Consider the following 16,849-nt stretch of genomic DNA (forward strand, 5'->3'; position numbering starts at 1 on the left):
CTCCTTTTACGTTATTTGGGGGCTCCAGTTGGATCTGACCAGTTTTACCCCCTTGGAGCCGTAGTCCAGTACGTGGATCCCGCAATAATCCTGTTCCATGGAAAAGACGGTTTTGAGGGGAATTCCGATCTCCTTCCATAAAATGGTCCTGAATACACCCAAATGTCCGAAAACCGCTAGCGACCTGCGGTCTGTCAGCTTTTCCCTGATGGCAGGTACGGTCCTCTTTGCGAGGTCCTCGAAGCTTTCTCCCTTGGGAGGTCTAAAGGTCTCTATCTCGGTCCACCTCTTGTCGAGGTCCTCCGGGCATTCCCTTGCCAGGTCGGAGAATTTCTTCATCTCCCACTCTCCCAGGTCGATCTCCCTGAGATCCGGAACCTCCAAAGGCTTAAAGCCCGCTTCTTCGGCGGTGTCCAGACATCTGATCATGGGACTGGATACGACGAGGTCCGGGGAAATTCTACCGATGACGTCGGACAGCGCTTTCGCCGATTTTCTACCTTTCTTTGAAAGAGGAAGGTCGGTGGCGCCGTAGAGCGTCCTTTTCTCCTCCAGTTTTGGTTCACCATGGCGTATCAGATAGACTCTGCACGTCATCTCAGTTCCTCCATACCGTCCCTGCCTATCGCTTTAGAAAAATCATCCAGCATCTTTTTCGCTTTTTCCAGCCTTCTGGCCGCGTTTTTTCTGGCTTCCGGACGATCCTTGAACTTGGCCAGCATCCCGGCGAGCCGTTCATCCGGAGAGCATATTCTGTCGTCGCAGGTGAGCTTGTCCGCCAGATAGAGCAGGGCGCCTTCGTCCAGAACGCCGTCGTAGGGGTAGTCCATGTGCAGTTCCACCAGACTAGCGACCGACGGAAATCCGTGAGAACGCAGTGCTTCCGCTCCGACTTTTCCGTGTTTTTTCTCGGTGCGACAGAGGTCGTGGAGGGATGCTGCCGCCTTCAATAAAGGCAGGTCGAGCTTTGTACCCCTCTCTATTAGGAGATTGGCCATCTTGAGGGCGGTCTCGGTAACCTGCTTTTCGTGTCGTATCACCCTCGTCGGGGTTTCGTACATAGTTTCGAGGGCTCTGATCTCCTCTTCGGAGGGGATCGTTCTATTCGAGGCCATTGAGGAAAGGTTTACGTGATCCTCTCTGTCGTCCATGTCGCAGAGTATGAAGCGATCCGCCACGGGAATTTCGGAGCTCTGATCTTCCAACAGATTCAAGGCCCCCCTCAAGCCCATCTCTCCGTCCCAGCCCAGGATTTTCGAAACGGATTTCCTGTCTATAATGGGAGGATGGCCTCTTTTTCCGAGAAACGTGGGGTAGGCGACGGTAGAACTCCCTGCCAGACTGGCGAGTCTCGATAGAGTAGCGGCCTTTACCATAGGAATATCGACAGGAAGGAAGAGAAAACGATCCCAACTTACAGGCATGGCCTCAAGGGCCTTTCTGACCGATGAGAACATCCCATCTTCGTATCGTTCGTTGTGGACCGTCTTACATCCGAGCGCTTGGGCCAAGGGATCGATCTTTTCTCTCCAGTGTCCCGTGACTACCAGGATCTCCTCGATACCGGCCTGTCGAAGATTCGATACCACCCATTCCATGGCGGGAAGTCCCAGTATCTCCATGGTAGCCTTGCAGGCTCCCATTCGGGAGGAATATCCGGCGGCTGGAACTATCGCTCCCGTTTTCAACATGATCTCGGGCATAGATGATTTAGCCCTAAGAGGGCGCCTGTCCCCGATATGGTGGTGCCAAAGAAGATGATCTCCTTGTCCCTTCTCTCGTATATTTCGACTATCGAGTCGATCGTATCGTTGACCAAGGTGGAGCCGGTGACTAGACAGAGGTCGACCTGGTCCGCCATCCTCTCCATGTCCTCGTCTCCGTTCCAGACCTCTACGCCATATCGGACTTGACCTATGTTGGCAGGGTTCAGGTCGACGATCCTTACCCTTCGTGGCCCCAGTTTCTCCGAAGCGTTGCGCAGCATAGCGGGCTGGTACCCTACTATGCCCAGGATGCCGTCAGGTGGGAGTTTCTCCTCTATCAGGTCGGCTATCTCAGATCCACAGGAGTCGGGCTCCGAGTCCTTGCAGTGGACCGTGTGCCCGCATATGCCGAGGGCTGACGACAGGGCGTTGACGGTGCCTATAATAAGGGCTCTCGATCTGTCGTCGTCTGGATCCATCGTCAGTACGTCCGAGAGAGTTCCAACCCAATTGGATGGACTGGAAGTGAAGGACTGCCCATGATGACCGTCTATTTCGACGTCCATTAACTTCTCGACGCCTCTCTGTAATGCGAAATCCTTGTACGGGGACGGGTCGCCTAAAGCTTCCTCAACACCGAGAGCTCTGGCGGTTATGCTCGAGCCGGTAGGGTAGCTGCTCTCTCTTATCACGTCGTTTAGGGTTTTAATCGCCGATGTCAACAAGGTCATCTTAATCCTCCTCGTGATCCTTCGCCTTTTTAGAATTGCACTCGTCGCATATTCCATATCCCAGAAGTTGCTTCCCCTTTATGGTCCAGCCCTCCGGAAGGCTGATGTTGGGTATGGGCTGATCTTTTAAGCATACCATTCGTCCACATTCGATGCAGATTAGATGAGCGTGATTTCCTGGGCAGCCTACGATGCCTTCGTCGTGGATGCAGTATCTCCACACCCCGTCTATGCCGAGTATGCGGTGGATCATTTTTCGTTCTTCCATAGCCTTCAGGTTTCTGTATAGGGTGACCCTGTCGAAGGGGGCCAGCTCGGGATCCGACTCGAGGTCGCAGTGAGCCATGGGCTCTCCCTCTTGGGCTAATCTCTGTAGGATAGCTTTCCTACAGGGAGTGGCCTTGAGCCCGAGCTCGTTGAGTTTTCTTCTGTAGTCCATGATGTCAGGCTCAACGGGATGCGAAGCCGCAGTTGGGAAAGTTGCAGATTCCGCAGTGTCTGCAAAGCCCGCCGACTCCCCATCTTCTGGTCTCCTCGAAGGAGGGGAGTATCCCCGCGAATACCCTGGGTAGCAGAAGGTCCAGGGAAGTCCACGTCTCGAATACCGCTCCCGCCGGGACTCCCAGTACGGGCAGTCCTCCCTTTCGGGCCAGCATTATATGGCATCCGGGAAGGACAGGTATCCCCTTGAAGATAGTCTCGCCCGTGGTTGTCTTTATGGCGGATGATGTGACGTCGTCGGCGTCCACGCTCATCCCGCCGGTGCATATGATCGCTTCCGCCCCTATATCGACCATGTGATTTATCGCCTGGACTATGACCTCCTTTTCGTCGGGAACTACGGTCTGTTCTATAATCGTTCCTCCGTATTCGGCTATCTTGACCTCCAGTTTCGGTCTGAAAGAGTCCTTTATACGTCCCTCGGCCAGCTCTTTGCCGGTGGTTACGAGCCCTAATTTAAGAGGATAAAAGGGTATCACCGATATGGGGGACGCTATCTCCTCCGCTCTTTTTACCTGTTCTTCGTCGACGGCTAAAGGCAATACCCTGAACCCAGCCACGATCTCTCCCCGTTTAACAGGGACGTTGACCGGCAATGTAGAGACTATCCAGCTTGGATCCAGGTTGATCCCGTTTATCCCGTCGGTGTCAAAGTGGAGCAGACCGTCTCTTTCCGCTTTCAAAGTGCATTTCCCCTCCGACGGCCCAGATGTGGAGACCCCGTCTCCGGTCAGCATCCTCGAGAGTCTAACCGATGCATCGTCTTCATGAACCTCCTGCGGCTCTAGCTCCAATACCGTGAGATGGGCTCTTCCCATGGACCTAAGGATCTCAAGGTCGGATTCCTCCACGACGTGCCCTTTCTTGAAACGAGCCCCTTTGAATCCTCTCTGCGGCGATATTTGTGTTAGGTCGTGGGATAGAGGATGGCCTATGGCCTCCTCCAGGGGCAAGTTTTTTTTCTTCATGGTAGATTCCTCCGATTCTTGAATATGATCGATATATTCCTCGGCCTTATCGCCATCGCCACGGCTGAACCTTCCTCCGTATCCAGCGAGGTGTATGAAGTCGAAGGAAATTCCAGCTGCCAGCTGGTCCCTCCTCCTTCCACGTGTAGATGGCACAAGTTGCCTATGATGTACCTCTCGAGCACCGTTCCTCGCACTATATTTTCGGAAAAGATAGGATCCATCGGTATGTTCGGATACAGCAGAGATATATTGTCGGGGCTTATGAAGGCTGAGGCCGGACCCTCCTCGTTTATCGAAGGCGGGAGCATTAGCTTTCCTCCGTTCCAAAGGAAACGCATACCTCCGTCGCCTCTCACCACCGTCCCCTCCATAGTGGTTCCCCAGCCCAGGGAATGCCATCTTTCTCCCGTCCCGGATAGCAGTTCCTCCGATCTTATCTTGCCTGTGATCCTGCCGTCCTTTACCAGAAAGATACGGTCCCCCAGCGAACAGACGTCCTCTATCTGATGGGTAACGTATATCATGGGAACGGAGGTCTCTCTGTGAAGCCTTTTCAACTCTCTTCTCAGAGATCTTCTGAGAGGGGTATCCAAAGCGCTGAACGGTTCATCCAGGAGGATCAGATCCGGCTCGGAGGCCAGAGATCTGGCCAGGGCGACCCGTTGTCTTTGCCCTCCGGAGAGTTGGGGCGGAAACAGGTTCTTCTTTCCGTTTAATCCCACCTTTTCGAGCCATTTACTCGCCTCTTTATTAGCTTTTCTTCTGGGCATTCTGTCGTCCATGGCGAAAGCCACGTTTTGTTGGGCTGTCATGTGTGGAAAAAGGGCGAGATCCTGAAACACCATTGAGATCTTTCTCGTCTTAGGGGATGCCCATGAATTCCCGTCAGACAACACTCTGTTACCAAGGACCAGTCTACCTCCGCCGTTAGGCTTGATTAGTCCCGCCATGAGTCTCAGGGTCATGCTTTTCCCCGCTCCGCTGGGTCCGAAGAGGACCGAGATCTCCTTTTCCATGGAGATGTCGACGTCTAGATCGAAATCTCCTATGCTGTGTCTGAAGGATGCGTCCAGCCACGTCACGATCGGCCTTCCATTCTTCTCACGAAAAGCAGGCTGGCTACGCCGACGCATGCCAGCACAGCCGCTGCGGCGTTCGCCTTTGCGAACTCCAGAGACTCGACCTGGCTGTATATGTACAACGGCAAGGTCTGTGTCCTTCCAGGTATGTTTCCCGCAATCATCAGGGTAACTCCGAAGTCACCTAACGCTCTGGCCGATGACAGAGCCAACCCGGCCAGTATGTACTTCCGTGCCAGAGGAAGGGTTATCCTGTAGAATATCTGCCATTCTCCTTTCCCCATAGTCCGTGCCGCCTCCTCCAGAGAATTGGGTACGGAAAGAAAACCGGTCCTGGACGCGGATATTATCAAAGGCATCGACGGAATAAGGGCCGCTATAGAGGCGGCGGGGAAGGAAAAGAGCAATCCCATCGATCTCATTGCAGGTATGCTGCCGAGCGCAATGAGCAGGTAGAGTCCCAAAACCGCCGGAGGGAGCGCTACCGGAAGCATCAGGGCTGTTTCCAGAATAGGTTTGCCTGGAAAATCCTTTTTAGCGAGGAGCCAGCCCGAGGACGTGCCGATTATCAAGAGAAGGGGGACATCTACGACCAGGACTTTAAGGCTTATTATCAGCGATTGGATCAATTACGTTTCTCCAGAGCGAACCCCCATTTCAGCCATATAGGATCGGTCTGGGAGGAACGGCAGAAAGACCAGAATTTTTTTGCCTCGACCCCGGCGGAAGGGGATAGACCTCCTACCTGGGGCAGAGTGGCTCCCTCCATGACGGTAAACGAACCTCCGGCCTTCAAAGCCGCGCTCTCGGGAATAAAAGCCCATTCAGCGGCGCCGCTCTTTACTGTGATGATCGCCTGAGGGGCCGATTTTGCCGGTAGGACTTTTTTTCGATCGAGCGAGTCCCACATATTCAGTGTCTGAAGGTGTTTTTTTGCAGCCATCCCGTAGGCGGTGGTATCCGGATCCGGTATGGCTACGGTTTTCTTTTCGAGATCGGACAGATTCGGTTTTTCCGTCCCTGGACTCCATAGTACCAGTTGTCCGATGGCGAAGGTGTGGACGTCCACCAGAAGGTCGCGATCCTCCATCCACTTTGGCCATCTCGGTTCCGATAGCAGTATAAGGCCATACGGGGCGTCTGCGTCAGTCTGTTTTGCCAGGGCACCACAGGGTCCCTTCACGATTGAGAGAGGCTCGTTCCCTGCCGATACGTAAAGCGTCATGACCTCCTCGACGCATGGTGCTATTCCGGCGGCCACTGCCACTATCTCTCGATCCGTCGCTGTCGAGGGCAAAGTTGAGAAAAGGAACAGAGCGATTGAAACGATCGATACAATGTTTCTCTTTGTTGACTGCTTCACGTTGCAGGACCTCCTTCGATATTTCCCCCGAGCGTTGTTCATGGAGGATACTATATAATGCAACCTAGTTGCGAGTATATTATACACCGAAAAAAAAGGAGGATCCCATATAATCATGTCGAAAATCGAGGGTATATGTATTAGCTCCAAACGTAGGGAACCTAAGAGATCCGTCCCCTATGCCTCTTTCCTGTACGGCGGTATAGACGGGGACTCTCACCGAGGTGTCTCCGAGAGAGAGGTCAGCATGTTGAGGTCGGAGGATATATCGGCCGCGGAGATCAATGCCGGATTCAGCTTCCCCCCAGGATCTTTGGCGGAGAACCTGATAGTTTCGGGGCTGCCGAAGGATCTTCCTGTAGGGACGGAGCTTAAAATAGGTGCCGTGTCTCTTTTGCTTATAGAGATAGGGAAGAAGCCGGGAGAGCCCCATTCCTACGACTATAGAGGATGGTGTCTCCTTCCCTACGTAGGTTTTTTTTTGAAGGTCGTAGATGAGGGAATCGTGAGATTGGGGGACGAGGTCTCTCTGGAGTTTTCCGAATTAAGTTGAAAGGTATCCACCGCAGACAATTTTTTGGTATGATAGTTCGATAGATGAGTCTATGTTTCATAGGGGTGGTGGTTTAAAGGGGTAGTCGCGATAGTGGGCTTTTTTCTGTCTGCAGCTGATGTATGTCGGGGGTGGCTCGACTCGTTCAGGCTTTTTTTTAGTGTTATTCATGGAGGGCTTTTATGTCTAAGGATACGATCAAAAAAGATAGTTTTTTCGTAAAGGTCATTAAGGGTATTGAGGTAGCGGGAAATAAACTGCCCCATCCTTTCTGGCTGTTTATGGGGCTTTGGGCTATAGTCCTGGCTCTTTCCGCGGTTTTCGAGGGTGTCTCGGTCCAAAAACCGGGGACGGAGAATACCGTGGCCATAATGAATCTGTTGTCGCATAAAGGGTTCGATTGGTCCGTGAGGAGCATGGTCAAGAATTTCGCAGGATTCCCGCCTCTCGGGTTGGTCCTGGTCATGATGATCGGTCTAGGGGTTACCACGAAATCCGGGTTCTTGGAGAACCTCATGAAGAATATCGCCAAGGTGCCGGAAAAGTTCCTCATCTTTGCGGTTTTTCTCTTCGGAATCTGCGGTAACCTGGCCTCCGATGCGGCCATAGTCATAGTCCCCCCTCTTACGGGAGCTCTTTTCTTCTCTATGAGAAAGAACCCCATATTCGGTCTGGTTGTCGGTTACGGCGCTGTGTGTGCCGGCTTTACCGCAAATCTGTTCATAGCCGGTACCGATCTGTTGCTGGCGGGAATCTCCACTACCGCCTATCAGATAGTCAAGCCCGGTGCGGAAGTCTATCCCACCGCCAACTACTTCTTCATGGTGGTGTCAACCTTCGTGATATCCGGCTTGGCTTCCATCTTCGTCAGCAAGTTTATGATGCCCTCTTTCGGTCAGTGGGACGAGAAATTCGAGCACTGTCAGGCGGCCAAGGAGATGCAGCACGGTGACGGAGGATTCGAGGTATCCGAGCAAGAGAATAAAGCCTTCCGGGCCGCCATGATCTTTACCGCCGTCTATTGGATCGGACTCATCTCTTATGCCATGGTTCCCGGCAGCATACTGAGAGATCCGGTAAAGGACGTTCTGATACCTTCGCCCTTCATCAAGGGCCTTGTTCCTATTCTGCTCCTCTATTTCATCCTGGTCGGGCTCATCTACGGTAAGAAGGCCGGAACGATAAAGACGGCGAAGGAATTGGTCAACTCCATGGTAGAGGGCGTGGGAGGTATGGCCAGTTACATAGTCATAATACTGCCTATCGCCAACTTCATAGCGGCTTTCTCCAAGTCGAATATGGCCATCGTGATGGCGGTAAAACTGGCTGAGGGGCTTAAGAACGCCGGTTTTACCGGATTCAGCCTTCTGGTGATGATAATTCTATTCTCCACTTTCGTGAACCTCTTCATAACCAGTGGCTCTACCAAATGGGCTTTCATGGCTCCCGTCATAGTTCCGATGCTCTACTATCTCGGGTATTCTCCTCAGCTTGCGCAGCTTCTGTATCGTATCGGTGACTCTTGCACCAACTCGATAACCCCCATGATGCCCTATTTCCCCATACTTCTGGGTTTCGCCGCCAAGTACGATAAAGATGCCGGTATAGGGACGATCGTATCCAGAGGGATTCCTCTGTCGATATTTTTTGCCGTTGCCTGGATAAGCCTTTTGGCAGTGTGGTACTTTCTTAATCTGCCTCTCGGACCTGGAGCGGGTATCTTCGTAGGTTAATCTAAGCGGTTTTTTAGCGGTAAGGACGGGCCCCCTCCGTTTGTTGGAGGGGGCTCGTCGTGCTAAAGTGGTTTGGAATAATAACAAAAGACCGCTAAGGAGCTGAGGCGATGGAACGAGGCATAGAGTCCAGTTTTGGAAGATATCTGAACTACGTCAGGATCTCCGTGACCGATAGGTGTAATTTCCGTTGTCGATACTGTATGCCGTCCGGAGGAGTGCCGATCTTGAGCCACGAGGAGATAATGAGCTATGAGGATATCCTCTTTCTGGCTAAGACCCTGTCTTCCATGGGGGTGAAACGGTTGAGGTTCACCGGAGGGGAGCCTTTCGTAAGAAAGGATTTCGTCCCTTTTTTGGAGAGACTGAGATCGGAACTCCCCGATTTTGCGGTGGCTGTGACTACCAACGGCTCTTTGGTGAAGCCCTGGGCCAAAAGGCTGGGAGATCTTGGTCTAGATGGTATAAGCGTTAGCCTCGATAGCCTCAAGCCCGATCGTTTCAGGAATATAACCAGGCTCGGAGATCTGGGATCTGTTATAGAGGGTATCGATGCCTTGGTCGATAGCTCGAATGCAGTGAAATTGAATACGGTTATGATGAAGGGATTCAACGACGACGAATTGCCGGATTTGCTCGATTTCGCCAGAGAGAAAGGGGTTCTTTTGAGACTGATAGAGTTCATGCCTCTCGATTCCGAAGTGTGGCTGGAAAACGCTTTCGTCTCCGTGGACGACATGATCGATGGCCTTCCCGACGGGGAGCTTTGGATTCCGGAAAGACCGTCCGATAGCCTTACTTCCGGGCCTTCCGTGTATTACAGAAATCGAACAACGGGGCAGAGATTGGGTCTGATAGCTGCCGTATCCCATCATTTTTGCGATCGTTGTAACAGGCTCAGAATAACCTCCGATGGAGAGGTTAGACCTTGTCTTTTCGATGTTAGAGGCCGCAGCGTCATGTCAGCTCTCAGGGACAGATGCAGTGAGGCGCTAGTTGAGACCATAGCGGCCGCTGCCCTAGATAAACCCGAATGTTGGACCAAGGTCGCCCGTGGTGAGAGCCATATGTCCAGGATAGGAGGTTGATATCGATGTCGAAGTTCACCCATATCGACGACGAGGGGCATCCCAGGATGGTGGATGTAGGAGGAAAGCCAAGGACAGACAGAGCCGCCGAGGCGGAGGGATGGGTTCTGATGTCCGATAAGGTCCGTGATGCCGTGGCGGAGGGAGGAAACAGGAAGGGTGATGTATTACGCATTGCCGAGCTTGCGGGGATCTCTGCGATAAAAAAGACCTCTGACCTGATCCCGCTTTGTCATCCTCTCAGACTGGACCACGGTGCCGTTATCTGTCGCTTGGATCCGGACAAAGGGGTTCATATAACCTGCAAGGTCAAGGCCGGAGACGTGACTGGAGTGGAGATGGAGGCTTTAACCGGTGTCTCAGTAGCCGCACTTACGGTCTACGATATGTGTAAAGCGGTCGATAAGGGTATGGAGATACAGGGGGTCAGGCTCCTGAAAAAATCAGGCGGTAAAAGCGGTAAATGGACCAGGGACGGCTTCGAAAGGGGTAGCGATCTACCGGAGATAACCGTGGCCGTCCTGACCGTGAGCGACAAGGGCAGCCAAGGGGAGAGAGAGGACCGATCCGGTCCGGCTCTGTGCAGGACTGTAGAGGAACTCGGATACCGCTTACAAGATAGGGCTATAGTGCCGGACGAGAAGGATGTTATAGCGGACAGAATCGTGAAATGGGTGGACGAGGAAGACGTCCATATTGTCTTGATAACAGGCGGAACCGGTCTCTCCTCCAGGGACGTGACGCCGGAAGCGGTTATGTCGATAGCGGACAGGGAGGTGCCCGGGCTGGGAGAGAGGATGAGATCCTATTCTCTCAACTTCACCGATAGAGCGGTTTTGTCCCGAGGATTGGCCGTCACTAGAGGTAGGTCTTTGATATTGGCCATGCCCGGAAGCGTAAGAGGAGCGATCCAGTGTTTTCAGGCGGTGGAGTCTGTGATCGGTCATGGATTGGAGACTTTAAGAGGATGGAGTGGCGATTGCGGTAATTGAACCGTTGTATATCGGGAATATTCGATCCAATCCATTGACTTTCCCTATGGCAGGGGGCGTCGGTTTTCTTGACACCGAGGTCGCCGAAATATACGATATTGACATTAAAAAGACAATGTCATGTCTTAGTCAGAGGAGGGGGCAACTTGAGTTCAAAATGGCTTTTTCCTTCCGATATCGATGAGCTCGTCGGTTTATTGGAGAGAGATAATCCCCTGGTTCACGGAGGGGGAACTGGAATTCCTCGAGGTCGTGTCAGGTCCTCTAAGGTCGTGGTCGATCTGGGTCGGATGGGATGGGACCGTTGCTACGAGGATGGAAAAGATATCCTTTTGGGGGCGACCTGTTCGTTTTCTAGGACGGTGGAGGAGCTGTCGAGAATTCGTCCCGGACATGTCCTGGTGTCCGCCCTTAGTCAGGCGGCCTCTACGCCTTTGAGAAACAGGATTACCCTCGGTGGTAGCGTAGCGTTTTTCCCCCTTTGGTCCGATCTCATGGGGCCTCTCTTGGCTCTGGGGGCATCGGTGGATCTGGTCGGAACGGTATCGGGACGTTATCCGATAGAGCATTTCGTGTCTAACAGGGGGCTTTTCAGGGGGTCGGTAATTAGAGCCATCGTTGTTCCCGACCTTCCTATGGACGGTTGGTATTACCGAGAGGTCCGCGTCGGTTTCGATTACCCCGGTTTCACGATGACCCTGTTGGCCCAAAGGGACGGAGACGTCCTGGCAGATTTTAGAGGTGTTTGCGTGGGGACCAAGGAGCGTTTCAAGATTTTTAACGATATCTCCGAGAGTCTCAAAGGGATCCGTTACGGCGATGTGGACGTCAACGCTGTGGCCGAAAAGCTTAAGCTGGATTTTCCGGATAAAAAATCCGGAAGCGGTGAGTATTTCGGTCAGGTCGCCAAGGTCTGGTTTGAAAGAGGCCTGGCTGGGCTCTTGGAAAGGTAGGTGGCTATCTTGGAAGGACGTTTCGTGATAAACGGGGTTGAGAAGGTCCTGTCGTTCGAGGCCGACGCTACTTTGCTCCAGGCTCTTAGAGATGGCGGGTTCTCCGAGGTTAAGAGAGGTTGCGATACCGGTGAGTGCGGCGCTTGCGCTGTCGTCCTTAACGGAGACCTCGTGACATCCTGCAAGGTTTACGCCGCCTCTGTGGTCGGTTCTGAAATACTTACGGCAAAGGGGTTGGGTACGGTACAGAAGCCCCATCCTATACAACAGGCTTTCGTCGACGCCGGGGCGATTCAGTGTGGCTTCTGTACTCCCGGCATGGTCATGGCCACCTACGCGCTGCTGTCGAAGAAACCCGATCCCACCGACGAGGAGATCAGAAGGGCCTTGGACGGCAACAAGTGCCGTTGCACCGGCTACGTGAAGATATTCGACGCGGTCCGATTGGCGGCTGAAAGGATGAGAGATCATGGATAGGGATTTTTCCTCCGTAGGTCACGACGTTGAGAAGATCGATGGTCTGTCCCTGGCGACGGGGACGGGACGCTACACCGACGATTTTGACGCTCCCGGAACCCTTCACGTGGCGGTGCTATACTCTCCCCATGCTCACGGGATCATAAAGGATATAGACGACTCGGAGGCTTGGAAGGTTCCGGGAGTGGTGGACGTCATGTCCTATAAAAACGCCTACGACGACATGCCTAAGGTAGTTCATACCACCGCCGGTCAGGGATTTCCCGAGCCCTCTCCCTACGATTCGTGGCTTTTCGACGACAAGGTCAGATTTGCCGGCGACAGGGTAGCCGCGGTTGCGGCGGAGACTCTGGACATAGCCCGGGAGGCGGTATCGAAAATAAAGGTGGAATACGAGCTGCAGGAGCCCCTCTTCGACCCTGAGAGAGCCATGGAGCCAGGTGTCCCGGTGGTTCACGACAGGGACGAATATATGCCGATCCCCGTCCCATACGATCCCTCCAAGAACCTGATGGCGGAGAAGATCTTCTCCATAGGGGACGTGGAAAAAGGTCTGGCAGAGGCCGACTTCGTCCTGGACCAGGTCTATCGCACCCATTACGCCCATCACTGCATGATGGAGCCTCATTCGGCCTTTGCCCTTTTCGACGAGACCGGAAGGATGATCGTCTACTCGTCTACCAGCGTGCCGTTTCACGTTCGTCGAATAGTAGCCCAGGTGCTGGATTACCCCCTTAGAAAGGTTCACGTCATAAAACCCCGGGTGGGAGGAGCTTACGGCGGCAAACAGGAGGCCTTCATAGAGCCCCTAGCGGCCAAGTTCGCCCTTCGTACCGGGCGTCCGGTGAAGGCGATACTGTCGAGGGAAGAGGCCTTTACCTCGTCCAGGACGAGACACCCCATGAGGGTCCACGTCACGGCAGGGGTGATGAAGGACGGGACCATTACCGCTCTCAGGATGGATGATCTGATGACGGCTGGAGCATACGGCCCCCACGGCCTTACAGTGCTTTGTAATGCAGCTTCCAAGGTCCTTCCCCTCTTCAACAAGGTGGAGAACGTCGAGTTCATCGGTCGCACCGTCTACACCAACCAGCCGGTAGGAGGAGCCTACAGAGGCTACGGTGTTACCCAGGCGACATTCGGTTTTATGCAGTTCATCGACGATCTGACGAGAAAACTCGACGTGGATATCTTGGAGTACGTCAAAAAGTGGCATATCAAAGAGGGGGAGGGCTCTCCCGTGTTCGAGGCCATCGGAGAGGGCAAGGCAGGAGTTCCTCAGGTCATAACGTGCTGTAAACTCAGCGAGTGTATCGATCGAGGTGCCGAGGCCATAGGGTGGTACGAGAAAAGGGACAGACGTATATCCGATAGCCCCGGAAAGGTCCGTGGGGTAGGCATGGCGGTCTCTATGCAGGGATCGGGAATTCCGCTCATAGACATGGGAAGCGCCTACATGAAGTTGAACGAGGACGGCTCCTGTAACCTCCTCATGGGGGCGTCCGATACCGGAACCGGATCCGACACCGTGATGTGTCAGATTGCCGCGGAGGTGCTGGATATACCCACAGATATGGTGGTCCCGCTTTCCTCCGATACGGACGTCACTCCTTTCGACGTAGGAGCCTATGCGTCCTCCGGTACCTACGTATCAGGAGGAGCAGTAAGGGCTTGCGCAGAGGATTTTCTTAAGAACATAATGAAGGTAGCTTCCGTCATGTTGGAGGTTCCGGTCGAAAGACTGGAGACCTCCGGGGGTAGGATATGGGATCGCGATAATTCCGATGTCTCCACCGACTTCGGATCGCTGTGCTGTTTCTCCCTCTACGGTGCCGGTGAAAACATGCAACAGATTCAGGGGTACGGATCCTACACGTCTCCGGTGTCACCGCCTCCCTTCATCGCCCAGTTCGCCGAGGTGGAGGTGGATACCTTCACCGGCAGGGTGGAGGTGCTTCGTTTCGTCAGCGCCGTGGACTGCGGTAAAGCTCTCAATCCTAAAATGGCCGAGGGGCAGGTCGAGGGAGGAGTCCTCAACGGTATAGGTTACGCCTTGACCGAACAGTATCTCTTCGACGACAAGGGAAGAATGACCAACCCGGATTTCGGAAATTACAAGGTCTTCGGATCCCTGGATGTCCCGAAAATCGAGACCATTCTGGTGGATTCCTACGAGGAAACCGGTCCTTTCGGAGCTAAATCCGTCTCGGAGGTATGTATAAACGGACCGGCTCCGGCCATCGCTAACGCGATATACGACGCCGTAGGCGTGAGGATATTCGACCTTCCTCTTACTCCCGAGAAGATCCTGGCCGCCTTGAAAGACGTGGATCGCTGAGAGCGAGGTCTGTTCGACGGGGGCGGTCAAGGACCGCCCCCGTCGAGTTGAGGTGTTTTCCTCGAAAGGGGGAATGTCACAGTGGATCAAAATCGCTATATCATCTCTAACGGCGTCGTGGCCGACGGCAGAGGCGTCTTCTTTTACAACGGATCCGTTTTGGTCGATAGCGGTAGGATCGCCTCCGTAGGTCCTCTCGACGACATGGAGGTAGAGGGCCTTCCGGTTTTGGACGTGGGTGGTAGGTTGATACTGCCAGGTTTGGTGAATATGCACCATCATCTCTACTCCCATTTTGCCCCCGGTCTGGCTCCTCACGGTCCTTCGGAGGGTTTCGTCGAGGTTTTGGAGGACCTATGGTGGCCTCTTGACGCCTCCATGGACGAGAGCTCGGTCTATTGGTCCTCCCTATGTGGCGCCATGGACTCGGTTCGCCATGGGGTTACCACCTTTTTCGATCATCACGCTTCGATGAACCTGTCGGAGGGAGCGCTTGACGTGATAGACCGTGCCGTCGAAAAGGTCGGATCGAGGGCGGTCCTATGTCTGGAGATGTCCGATCGTCTCGGCAGGGAGCGGGTAAAGGAGCAGTTCGAGGAGAACGTCCGCTTCTGGAGCGCCCACCGAAACGATACCGCCAGAAAGGGAATGCTTGGTATTCATGCCAACATGACGTTGTCGGACGAGTCCATGGCTTTTCTCGGACGGCAAAAGCCCGAGGAGATGTCCATCCACGTCCACTGTGGAGAGGGACGTCCCGACTACGATTTCTGCGTCGAGAAGGGATATCACGGACCGGTCCATCGACTGGACTCGTTTGGACTGATCTCCCCCGGGTCTCTGCTGGTCCACTGTATTCATCTCTCGGAAAGGGATTACCGCATATTGGAGGATATCTCTCCCGCGGTGGTGACCAACCCTGAGTCAAACGCGAACAACAGGGTGGGACGGATGGATAGAGGTCGTATAGGGCGTTTTCTCCTTGGAACCGACGGTATGTCGGGAGATATGGTGGCGTCTCTGCGCTCGGCTTTTCTGCTCGATCGTCAGGCCCCGAGGCTTTGGGAAGGCTTAAAAGACGCCTTCTTCGACGGAAGGTACGACTATGTCCGTCGTTTTTTCCCGGATCTCAGAGGCTTCGAGGTAGGGGCAGCCGCGGATATAGCCGTTTTGGACTATGTTCCCCTTACCCCTGTATCAGAGGATAACCTCTTGGGACATCTCATATTCGGAGCCAAGGGGGGAAACTCTTTTATGACGGTGGTTGACGGAAAGATCCTCTGGCATGACGGAAATTTCACCGACAGCGATTTGAACGATGTCTCTTTGATATCGGAGGCCCGAAAGGCTGCTTTCAGCCTTCACGGCAGATTCGAGGCCCTGGACTGGAACGGACATCTCAGGTGATTCGATAGGCTTACCGAAAGGGAGGGTAAATATGGCAGATTTGACCGTTAAATTAGGGAATTTAAAGTTCACAAATCCGGTGCTTCCCGCAGCGGGTCCCAACGTCATGAGGCTGGAGCAGATGTTGGAGGCAGTGGAGAGAGGGGCCGGAGGCATAGTGACAAAGACGGTGTCCAGAGAACCGGCCGTCTACCCTAAACCCTGTATCTCCAAAGGACCCTGCGATGGTCTTTTGAACTGCGAGACGTGGTCCGATCGACCCTGGCGGAGCTATATAGATGACTATGTCAAGGTCAAGGAGACCGGTGTTCCCCTGATATGCTCCATCGGCTACAGCCCCGAGGACGTTGCCGAGCTTGGAAAGGCGCTGGAGACGGAGGTCGGTCCCGACGTGGTGGAGTTCTCCACCCATTACGTCGGCAAGACCCTCGATCCACTGAAACGGGTGGCCGAGGCCCTTAGAGGGTCTGTCTCCTGTCCTGTATGGATGAAGGTATCTCCCAGTACCCCGGATATCCCTGAGATGGCCAAGGTCATGTCCGATTATGTCGACGGATTCGTCGCGGTCAACTCGGTAGGTCCCGCTCTGGATTTCGATATCGATAATCCTAAGCCTCGGTTGGGGACGGAGGACGGCCACGGTTGGCTTTCCGGACCGGCCATCACCGGCGTCGCTCTTTATGCGGTCTATCAGATATCCCATTCTCAGGATAAACCGGTCGTGGGGGTGGGAGGCATCAGGACCGGAGAGGATGCGGTCAAGTTTATTATGGCAGGGGCTTCTTTGGTCGGAATATGTTCCGAGGCGATACGCAGAGGAACCGGCATATACGGAAAGATAGCCTCCGAGATATCCGATTGGATGGATCGAAAGGGATATGGCTCGTTGGACGATATTCGTGGTCTATATGCTCCGGTCGAGGCGGGCGATTCGAGATGATCGGAGGCCTCGAT

At 53.8% G+C, this 16,849-nt stretch carries 17 protein-coding genes; 9 read left to right on the plus strand and 8 right to left on the minus strand.

Annotated elements, in window-relative coordinates:
* Nucleotides 1–6 precede the first annotated feature (6 nt).
* Genes L2W48_RS00740 through modA form a run of 8 tightly spaced genes read right to left on the minus strand, consistent with a single transcriptional unit; the run spans nucleotide 7 to nucleotide 6,351 of the window.
* Entirely contained in the window at nucleotides 7–597 is a 591-nt protein-coding gene (locus L2W48_RS00740) for a histidine phosphatase family protein (protein ID WP_236097679.1), read from the minus strand.
* A complete protein-coding gene (locus tag L2W48_RS00745; protein WP_236097681.1) occupies nucleotides 594–1,703 on the minus strand; it encodes a DVU_1551 family NTP transferase in 1,110 nt (369 codons plus the stop codon). The genes L2W48_RS00740 and L2W48_RS00745 overlap by 4 nt, the downstream gene beginning before the upstream one ends.
* Entirely contained in the window at nucleotides 1,685–2,437 is a 753-nt protein-coding gene (locus L2W48_RS00750) for a Rossmann-like domain-containing protein (RefSeq protein ID WP_236097683.1), read from the minus strand. Before L2W48_RS00750 ends, L2W48_RS00745 begins: the two co-directional genes overlap by 19 nt.
* Before the next feature lies 1 nt (nucleotide 2,438).
* A complete protein-coding gene (locus L2W48_RS00755) occupies nucleotides 2,439–2,876 on the minus strand; it encodes a Fur family transcriptional regulator (protein WP_236097685.1) in 438 nt (145 codons plus the stop codon).
* Nucleotides 2,877–2,886: 10 nt separating this feature from the next.
* On the minus strand, nucleotides 2,887–3,906 hold the full coding sequence (locus L2W48_RS00760) for a molybdopterin-binding protein (protein WP_236097686.1): 1,020 nt from the start codon (nucleotides 3,904–3,906) through the stop codon (nucleotides 2,887–2,889).
* The gene (locus L2W48_RS00765) at nucleotides 3,903–4,991 is read right to left on the minus strand and encodes an ABC transporter ATP-binding protein (RefSeq protein ID WP_236097688.1); all 1,089 of its coding nucleotides are present in this window, start codon (nucleotides 4,989–4,991) and stop codon (nucleotides 3,903–3,905) included. Before L2W48_RS00765 ends, L2W48_RS00760 begins: the two co-directional genes overlap by 4 nt.
* Nucleotides 4,988–5,617, minus strand: coding sequence for a molybdate ABC transporter permease subunit (modB, locus tag L2W48_RS00770; RefSeq protein ID WP_236097690.1), 630 nt, complete (start codon nucleotides 5,615–5,617; stop codon nucleotides 4,988–4,990). Before modB ends, L2W48_RS00765 begins: the two co-directional genes overlap by 4 nt.
* Entirely contained in the window at nucleotides 5,614–6,351 is a 738-nt protein-coding gene (modA, locus tag L2W48_RS00775) for a molybdate ABC transporter substrate-binding protein (protein WP_236097692.1), read from the minus strand. Before modA ends, modB begins: the two co-directional genes overlap by 4 nt.
* A 115-nt stretch (nucleotides 6,352–6,466) precedes the next feature.
* Between modA and L2W48_RS00780 the strand changes: the two genes are divergently transcribed.
* The 9 genes from L2W48_RS00780 to L2W48_RS00820 all read left to right on the plus strand — a co-directional run bounded on the left by L2W48_RS00780 (nucleotide 6,467) and on the right by L2W48_RS00820 (nucleotide 16,835).
* Nucleotides 6,467–6,904 carry an MOSC domain-containing protein gene (locus tag L2W48_RS00780; RefSeq protein WP_236097694.1) on the plus strand — a complete coding sequence of 146 codons (438 nt, stop codon included), beginning with the start codon at nucleotides 6,467–6,469 and terminating at the stop codon, nucleotides 6,902–6,904.
* Between the two features lie 182 nt (nucleotides 6,905–7,086).
* A complete protein-coding gene (locus tag L2W48_RS00785; RefSeq protein WP_236097696.1) occupies nucleotides 7,087–8,637 on the plus strand; it encodes an AbgT family transporter in 1,551 nt (516 codons plus the stop codon).
* Nucleotides 8,638–8,747: 110 nt separating this feature from the next.
* Nucleotides 8,748–9,725: a GTP 3',8-cyclase MoaA gene (moaA, locus tag L2W48_RS00790; protein WP_236097697.1), complete on the plus strand. Its 978-nt coding sequence runs from the start codon at nucleotides 8,748–8,750 to the stop codon at nucleotides 9,723–9,725.
* A gap of 5 nt (nucleotides 9,726–9,730) precedes the next feature.
* Nucleotides 9,731–10,717, plus strand: coding sequence for a bifunctional molybdenum cofactor biosynthesis protein MoaC/MoaB (gene moaCB / locus L2W48_RS00795; protein ID WP_236097698.1), 987 nt, complete (start codon nucleotides 9,731–9,733; stop codon nucleotides 10,715–10,717).
* A 146-nt stretch (nucleotides 10,718–10,863) separates the two neighbouring features.
* Nucleotides 10,864–11,670 carry an FAD binding domain-containing protein gene (locus L2W48_RS00800; protein ID WP_236097700.1) on the plus strand — a complete coding sequence of 269 codons (807 nt, stop codon included), beginning with the start codon at nucleotides 10,864–10,866 and terminating at the stop codon, nucleotides 11,668–11,670.
* Between the two features lie 9 nt (nucleotides 11,671–11,679).
* Nucleotides 11,680–12,147 carry a (2Fe-2S)-binding protein gene (locus tag L2W48_RS00805; RefSeq protein ID WP_268906595.1) on the plus strand — a complete coding sequence of 156 codons (468 nt, stop codon included), beginning with the start codon at nucleotides 11,680–11,682 and terminating at the stop codon, nucleotides 12,145–12,147.
* The gene (locus L2W48_RS00810; RefSeq protein WP_236097702.1) at nucleotides 12,140–14,488 is read left to right on the plus strand and encodes a xanthine dehydrogenase family protein molybdopterin-binding subunit; all 2,349 of its coding nucleotides are present in this window, start codon (nucleotides 12,140–12,142) and stop codon (nucleotides 14,486–14,488) included. Before L2W48_RS00805 ends, L2W48_RS00810 begins: the two co-directional genes overlap by 8 nt.
* 81 nt (nucleotides 14,489–14,569) lie before the next feature.
* Entirely contained in the window at nucleotides 14,570–15,895 is a 1,326-nt protein-coding gene (locus L2W48_RS00815; protein WP_236097704.1) for an amidohydrolase family protein, read from the plus strand.
* A gap of 31 nt (nucleotides 15,896–15,926) precedes the next feature.
* On the plus strand, nucleotides 15,927–16,835 hold the full coding sequence (locus L2W48_RS00820; RefSeq protein ID WP_236097705.1) for a dihydroorotate dehydrogenase: 909 nt from the start codon (nucleotides 15,927–15,929) through the stop codon (nucleotides 16,833–16,835).
* The last annotated feature ends 14 nt before the right edge of the window (nucleotides 16,836–16,849 follow it).

It is taken from the genome of Dethiosulfovibrio russensis (genome assembly GCF_021568855.1).
GTDB classification, from domain to species: domain Bacteria; phylum Synergistota; class Synergistia; order Synergistales; family Dethiosulfovibrionaceae; genus Dethiosulfovibrio; species Dethiosulfovibrio russensis.